The sequence below is a fragment of the Streptomyces roseicoloratus genome (genome assembly GCF_004117935.1).
GTDB lineage: Bacteria > Actinomycetota > Actinomycetes > Streptomycetales > Streptomycetaceae > Streptomyces > Streptomyces roseicoloratus.
Window position 1 is genome coordinate 1 of the sequence record NZ_SDOY01000010.1, and the last position, 384, is coordinate 384.

A 384-nucleotide genomic window follows, 5' to 3' on the forward strand; every position below is an offset into this window, starting at 1 on the left:
CAGCTGGTCGACCATCGTGTTGAGGGTGTTCTTCAGCTCCAGGATCTCGCCGCGCGCGTCCACGTCGATCTTCTGCGACAGGTCACCCCGCGCCACCGCCGTCGCGACCTGCGCGATGTTGCGCACCTGGGCGGTCAGGTTCCCGGCCATGCCGTTCACCGAGTCCGTCAGGTCACGCCACACACCGGCCACGCCCGGCACCACGGCCTGACCGCCCAGACGCCCGTCGGTGCCCACCTCGCGGGCCACCCGCGTCACCTGGTCCGCGAACGCGGACAGCTGGTCGACCATCGTGTTGATGGTGTTCTTCAGCTCCAGGATCTCGCCGCGCGCGTCCACGTCGATCTTCTGCGACAGGTCGCCCCGCGCCACCGCCGTCGTCAC

General features: G+C 69.5%; 1 protein-coding gene. It reads right to left on the reverse strand.

Translation table 11 applies throughout. The features are described from left to right. Positions 1–384 (reverse strand): HAMP domain-containing protein (locus ESG85_RS00870; RefSeq protein ID WP_128976061.1); only part of this gene is annotated, 384 nt, incomplete at both ends.